This window comes from Candidatus Poribacteria bacterium (genome assembly GCA_016866785.1).
GTDB lineage: Bacteria > Poribacteria > WGA-4E.
The window spans coordinates 22,252-28,384 of the sequence record VGLH01000051.1; the positions used below are offsets into that span (position 1 = coordinate 22,252).

Sequence of the window (6,133 nt, forward strand, 5' to 3'; positions counted from 1 at the left end):
GACCCTCATCCTAGCCTTCTCCGACAAGGGGAGAAGGAACCGCCCTCCCCTCGCGGGAGAGGGTCGGGGTGAGGGGGATACGACCGTAACGAGGCAACCCGCCAAACCGCTAGGAAGCGGCGAGCGATGCAGCTCAAGTCGCGCTACATCCTGATCGTCAACCTCGTCATCCTCGTCACGATGACGATCTTCTTCGTGCTGGATGACTACCGGATGCAAGGTTCCCACCTGGAAGCCGTGCAACGGGGCACGACGGACGGCGTTCTGGCTCGCCCCATCCTGGAACGCATCCGAGACGACGTCCAATCGCTCATCAGCCCGGACAAACAGATCGAGCAGCTTCGCATGGAACTGCGCACGATGCGCGATCTGCCGGAAATGCGCGACGTCCTCGAAGTGCGCCTGACGCTCTCGATCGAACAGCCGAAGGTGATCGCCTCGCTCACCGGCGAGTCCGAAGGCACGTTCCTGACGCTCAGCCAGCAGGATTGGGCGATCCTGACTCAGTACACGCAGAGCTCCCAGGGCGAGACGGCGCGCATCGTCGCAGGAATGCAGCGCTACCGAGGGAAATGGGCGACGCGCCTGGTGACGCCCTACACCTGGTGGGCGGAGGTCGCCATCCCCGACGGGCAGCAGTCCGACGCGCCGGAGTACTACCTGGCGGCGGGCTTGATCGAAGTGCTCCTCGACTCCAGCGAGGTCGCGTCCTACTGGCAATCGTTCCGACTGATCCACCTGCTCTACGTCCTCGTGTTCGCCCTGACGGTGACCGTATTCGTGGATATGGCGACCAACCGGATGGTGCTCCGCCCGCTGGAGCGGCTCGCCGACATCGTCCGACGGGGCGAGGAGGGCGAGGTGGACACACGCGCCATCTTCCCCACGAACGAGGTAGGCAGGATCAGCGAAACGCTGACTCAGATGCTCGCCACGATGAAGCGGCTCCACGACGAGCGTGTGACGAACCTCAAGCGGCTCGCCAACGGCGTCGCGCACGAGATTCGCAATCCCCTCAACAGCATCTCCATCTCCGTCCAGTACCTGCGTGAGTTGCTGGAGTCCGACAAGCTCTCAGCCGATCAGCGCGCCGACGCTCAGGAGATGCTCCAGATCGTCTTGCAGCAGGTGACCGAGCTGAACCGGATCACGACGCAGTTCCTGAACCTGACCCGTCCCGCGCGCCTAGAGCTCGAAGCCGTCTCTCTGCACGATCTGCTGGAGCGCCTCGTGAGCGAAGTGGCGCCCCAGGCGAAAGAGGCGGGCGTTCAGGTCTCCTGCGACTTCGACCCCGCTGTCGGCGACATCTGGCTCGACGTTGATCAGTTCCGAAGCGCCATCTACAATCTCGTCCAGAATGCGCTCCAGGCGATGCCGACGAGCGGTTCGCTCTTCTTGAGCACCCGCACGCGGGCTCGTCATGTCGTCGTCGAGGTGCGAGACACGGGCAAGGGCATGGCGCCCGAAATACAGGAACGCATCTTCGATCCGTACTTCACGACGCGCGAGCAGGAGGGCGGGCTGGGTCTCGGATTGACCCTCGCCCAGAGCGCGATCTTCGCTCACGAAGGCACGATCCAGGTCCGCAGCCAGCCGGGAGTCGGCACGGCGTTCACGATCAGTCTACCGATGATGCCCAGCGGACAGCGGGCGGAAGGAGCCTAGCGCCCCATGCCGAGAGTCCTCGTTGTGGATGACGAAGCGGGTCAGCGAATCCCCCTGGAACGCTCCCTCCGCAACGCCGGCTACGAAACGGAATCCGCCGCCAACGGGGCGGAAGCCCTAGAAGCCATCCAGAGCCGACCCGTCGATCTCGTCGTCACCGACGTGCGGATGCCCGGCATGGACGGTCGGGAACTGCTGCGCCGCATCCGCGAAATCGACGCGGCGTTGCCGGTCATCGTCATCACCGCCTACGCGGAGCTCCGCGACGCCGTCGAGCTGGTGACGCACGAGGGGGCGTCGTACTACATCGAGAAGCCCATCGAAGACCTGCGGATTCTCCGCGCCGAGATCGAGCGGGCTCTCGCCGGGCGCGACTCGACCCCGGCTCCAGTATCCGAGTCCCCAGCCGCCGAGCCGCTGTTCGAGGGCATCGTCGGTTCCAGCCCGCCGATGCGCCAACTCCTGCGCGAGATGAGCAAGCTTCTGCCCATCCTGCGCGGTCCTGCGACGGTGCTGGTCACCGGCGAGAGCGGCACAGGTAAGGAGTTGGTCGCCCAAGCACTCCACACCAGCGGACCCCGCCGCGATGCCGCGTTCGTCCCGGTCCATTGCGCGGCGATCCCCGAGGACCTCATGGAATCCGAATTGTTCGGCGCGGAGCGAGGCGCGTACACGGGTTCCACGCACACACGCACGGGTTACTTCGAGGAAGCAGAGGGCGGAACCCTCTTCCTGGACGAAATCTCGGAGGTGTCGCCGCTGACGCAGGTGAAGCTGCTGCGCGTTCTCTCGGCGCGGGAGTACAACCGAGTGGGATCGTCGCGTCCGAGACCGGCGGATGTGTGCGTCGTCGCGGCGACGAATCGGGAGCTCGAGAAGGACGTCGCCTCCGGGAGGTTCCGAGAGGACCTTTACTATCGTCTGAACGTCTTCCGCCTGAACGTCCCGCCTCTCCGCCAGCGGCGTGACGACATCCCCATGCTGGCGCGCTACCTTCTGAACCGCTTCACGCGGGAGTTCGGGTTGCCCGAGAAGCGGCTCGACGAAGAGGCGGTCGCCACGTTACGCCGGTTCCACTGGCCCGGAAACGTCCGGCAACTCGACCACTACATCCAGCAAGCAGTCGTCATGAGCGACACGGACGACATACGCGTCGCGGATCTGCCCGCCGAAACGAACGAGCCCGGAATCCAAGTGAACCACCTGGGCGAGGTCCTCGAGCGGGGCATGTCGCTCGAAGAGGTGGAACACGAGCTCATCACGATGGCGCTGGAACGTGTCAACGGGAACCAGACGCGCGCCGCCAAGCTGCTGGGAATATCTCGTCGCAAGCTCCAGTACCGCATGGAGCGCCACAAGATATCCAGTTCGGCGTTTCGAGACGCCACCGAGCCCACCGAACACGACGAAGCCGACGAATAGCGCGAGCACGAGCGCGTCACCCAGGCGACCGTCCATTCGTTGGTCATATACGCCAATGGCGTATATACTCTGAACGCAGTCTGAGTCACTTCCCTATGGGGTGTGACTCGTGACCTACGAATGGGATGAGCCGAAACGACGCGAGAACCTGCGCAAACACCGCGTCGACTTTGAGTTCGCCGTCGAAGCGTTTGACGATCCCTGGCTCGTAGAGCCGTTGGACGACCGCCATCCCTACGGTGAAACCCGCTGGCGAGCCGTCGGTGAGGTGGACGGCGTGCTTCTGTTGGTTGTCTACACGGAGCGCCTCGACGCGATCCGTATCATTTCAGCTCGAAAGGCGAACCGTTTTGAGCGAGAAGACTATGAGACACACCGATTCGCATAGACCTGCGACCGGCAGCCGCAGGCGACTCATCGAAGAACTGCGTCGGATGAGCGACGAGGAACTCGAACGCCGCGCAGAGGACGACCCCGACGTTCCTGTTGCCCGCACATCGGGGTCTCTGGAGCCGCTGCCGCTGGCAAAACGCGTACGGCGAAAGCTGCGCTTGTCTCAACGGGAGTTCGCGGAGCGCTACGGTCTCTCGCTTCGCAGCCTCCAACAATGGGAGCAGCGACGACGCGAGCTTCCTGAGGCGACGCGCTCCTATCTGCTGGTCATCGAACAGATACCTGAGATCGTCGGTGAAGCGTACGCCTCCGCCAGAGACCGCTCGCCGTCCTCCTGATACGGCTGGAACCGAGCACAAGCGCGCCCACCCCTCGACGGAGAGATGGGCGCGCGCGGATGAAGCGATGAGTCCGTCGGTCGGACCCGTAGGAGGGGAGCTACCCCTCACACTGGTTGCGGACAGGTCGTAGGGGCGGCTCGTAGGGGCGGCTCTCAGAGCCGCCCGTTTAGTCGAGCCTCCTACTTGTGAATCACCATCCTCCGCGTCTCGCGGAAGCTGCCCGCGCGGAGCTCGTAGAAGTAGACCCCGCTGGCGACGCGCTCACCGAGCTCGTTCCGACCGTCCCAGTACGCCGCATCAGCCCGCGACGTGTAGTAGCCCGGCTCGCGGTAGCCCAGATCGAGCTTCCGCACGAGAGCCCCCGTCACGTCGTAGATGCTCACCGTGACGGCGGAACCCTCCTTCAGCTCGAAGGGAATCCACGTCTCCGGGTTGAACGGGTTGGGATAGTTCGCCATCAGGCGGCTTCGGGACGGCGGCGTGAAGGTCAGACGCGCCGTGAAGGTGTGCTTCCCTGCGTTGAGACGCATGGAACCCTCGCGGCTGAGGTCGTAGCGTTCATCGCCCAACTCGACGACGATGCGGTATCCCGCCGGAAGCGTCTGAGCCGTCCAGCGGAGCGTGCCCGCTTCCGCCAGGTTCGCCGAGAGCTCCCACGTCGCTTCGCGCAGGTTCGACGGCAGGACGCTCCGAGTCATCCGCTCGACCGGATCGTCCGTCGCGGCGAAGAACTCGGAGTAGCTCCGAATCGGGGGAGCCGGAGGCAGACCCACGTCGTAGGCGTCGAAGCCCACCTGCGCCTTCGGGCTCCTCCCGAGCTCGACCGTCTTGAGCGCCCCGCTGTCGAGCGAGATAGTCAACGGCGCGACCCAATCCGGCGACGGAGCCGCGCGCTGGACGATCGCCGGAGCCGTCGGCGGCGTCTGCGTGATCGTCACCGTCCGAGCCGACGCCAGCTCGTTGTAGACCCAGTAGCCCTGGAACTGCGACAGACTCGTCGCGATGACGTAGTTCGCGCCGTCATACCCGAAAACCGTCTTGGCGGTCGGGTTGTACGCTGACGCGGGCGCGCCGCCGAAGGGAAGCGACTGTTCGCTGTTGCGTCGAATCACTCGGTTCAAAACGCTCTTAGAGTCTATCTCAACTGAGACCGTTCGTCTAGGAGCCTATCGCGTGAGAACCAACGAGAGTGCCAAGCCGGAACCGACGATCTGGGCGGTTCCCGACGACGTGTGGGAGATCATCGAGGGGATTCTGGAACGGGAGTATCCTCGACATCGGCAAGACCGCAAGCGTGTGCCGCTTCGCCCGGTGTTGGACGGGGTTGTCTACAAGCTGCGCACCGGCTGTCAGTGGAATCGAATCCCCAAGGAATACGGCGACGACAGCACGATCCATCGCCATTTCCAGGCGTGGTGCGAGATGGGTATCTTCGATGCTATCTGGCGTCAGCTGCTTCTCCGGTGCGAGGGGTTGGGCGGCATGGACTGGACATAGCAGTCCGCTGATGGATCGATGGGCAAAGCGATGGGCAAGTCGACCATCCCCGCCGACGCGGTCGGACCCAACCCGACGGATCGCGGAAAAAAGGGGTGAAGCTCGCCTGCATCCTCATCTGGGCGCGCATCTGGCATCGGCTCAAAGCCGCGTACGCGGATTGAGATAGACTCTTAGTGGTCATGCGGTACGCTCCTGAACAATGAGATTTGGTTTGACCCCTCAGCCGGTCACGGCGCGAGCCGCGACCAGGCTGGGGTTCTTTTTCGCCGTCTCGCCGGCTTCTTCGTCTCCGTCCACCGCCGCCGCAAGCTCCTCGACTTCGCCCACGTCGACGCCCAGTGCCGTCGCAATCCGGCGCGCCTGGCTGACGCTCAGGACGTAACGGCCCCTTTCCGCGAGCGCAAAGAGCGCCGGCGAGACGCGCGCCAACCCCGCCGCGAGATGGACGGAATGACCCTTGTTCAACCGAGCAGCTCGAAGTCGCACTGCTTTTCCTTTCTCCTGGTAGGGGATTCGATGCGTGTCGACTTGAGTGTAGCACGCGCCGGGGGAAACGTCAAGAACACCTTGCGCTATATACCATTTGTGTAACGTCGGTCATTGTCAAGGCCCAGCGGCGGTTATACTTCATGCTCTACGGCGATTATACCTTGGATAGCGACAGACTCTCCGGCACATTCCGCCGATAGGCGTCTGTCTCAATATGGCGCGTTCCTCAAGCAGCATGACGGGTCCGTAGCGCGTGCGGCTGGCGGAGGTTGTAGGAAACGGGACTCCGCCGCCGCCGTGTAGCGAGGGGTGCTAGGGTGCGG

General features: G+C 63.9%; 7 protein-coding genes. 5 read left to right on the forward strand and 2 right to left on the reverse strand.

All coding sequences use genetic code 11. The annotated features are described in order from the left end of the window. Window positions 1–126: 126 nt before the first annotated feature. The 4 genes from FJZ36_09320 to FJZ36_09335 all read left to right on the forward strand — a co-directional run bounded on the left by FJZ36_09320 (window position 127) and on the right by FJZ36_09335 (window position 3,818). Window positions 127–1,665 carry a HAMP domain-containing protein gene (locus tag FJZ36_09320; protein ID MBM3215100.1) on the forward strand — a complete coding sequence of 513 codons (1,539 nt, stop codon included), beginning with the start codon at window positions 127–129 and terminating at the stop codon, window positions 1,663–1,665. Window positions 1,666–1,671: 6 nt separating this feature from the next. Then, the gene (locus FJZ36_09325; GenBank protein ID MBM3215101.1) at window positions 1,672–3,087 is read left to right on the forward strand and encodes a sigma-54-dependent Fis family transcriptional regulator; all 1,416 of its coding nucleotides are present in this window, start codon (window positions 1,672–1,674) and stop codon (window positions 3,085–3,087) included. Between the two features lie 109 nt (window positions 3,088–3,196). Continuing rightward, window positions 3,197–3,475, forward strand: coding sequence for a BrnT family toxin (locus tag FJZ36_09330; GenBank protein MBM3215102.1), 279 nt, complete (start codon window positions 3,197–3,199; stop codon window positions 3,473–3,475). A 118-nt stretch (window positions 3,476–3,593) separates the two neighbouring features. Further along, the gene (locus FJZ36_09335) at window positions 3,594–3,818 is read left to right on the forward strand and encodes a helix-turn-helix domain-containing protein (protein MBM3215103.1); all 225 of its coding nucleotides are present in this window, start codon (window positions 3,594–3,596) and stop codon (window positions 3,816–3,818) included. Between the two features lie 182 nt (window positions 3,819–4,000). Here FJZ36_09335 and FJZ36_09340 read toward each other — a convergent pair whose 3' ends face one another. Beyond that, complete coding sequence (locus FJZ36_09340) at window positions 4,001–4,519, reverse strand: T9SS type A sorting domain-containing protein (protein MBM3215104.1); 519 nt, start codon at window positions 4,517–4,519, stop codon at window positions 4,001–4,003. 340 nt (window positions 4,520–4,859) lie between these two features. On the opposite strand from FJZ36_09340, the gene FJZ36_09345 reads away from it, so the two are divergent. Next, window positions 4,860–5,318, forward strand: a complete 459-nt coding sequence (locus FJZ36_09345; GenBank protein ID MBM3215105.1) for a transposase — start codon at window positions 4,860–4,862, stop codon at window positions 5,316–5,318. Between the two features lie 222 nt (window positions 5,319–5,540). Here FJZ36_09345 and FJZ36_09350 read toward each other — a convergent pair whose 3' ends face one another. Then, window positions 5,541–5,897: a helix-turn-helix domain-containing protein gene (locus tag FJZ36_09350; GenBank protein ID MBM3215106.1), complete on the reverse strand. Its 357-nt coding sequence runs from the start codon at window positions 5,895–5,897 to the stop codon at window positions 5,541–5,543. Between the last annotated feature and the right edge of the window lie 236 nt (window positions 5,898–6,133).

Excerpts from the sequence above, each read along its gene's own strand:
- FJZ36_09320 (MBM3215100.1), top strand. The coding sequence starts at position 127 with ATGCAGCTCAAGTCGCGCTACATCCTGATCGTCAACCTCGTCATCCTC.
- FJZ36_09325 (MBM3215101.1), top strand. The coding sequence starts at position 1,672 with ATGCCGAGAGTCCTCGTTGTGGATGACGAAGCGGGTCAGCGAATCCCC.
- FJZ36_09340 (MBM3215104.1), bottom strand. The coding sequence starts at position 4,519 with ATGACTCGGAGCGTCCTGCCGTCGAACCTGCGCGAAGCGACGTGGGAG.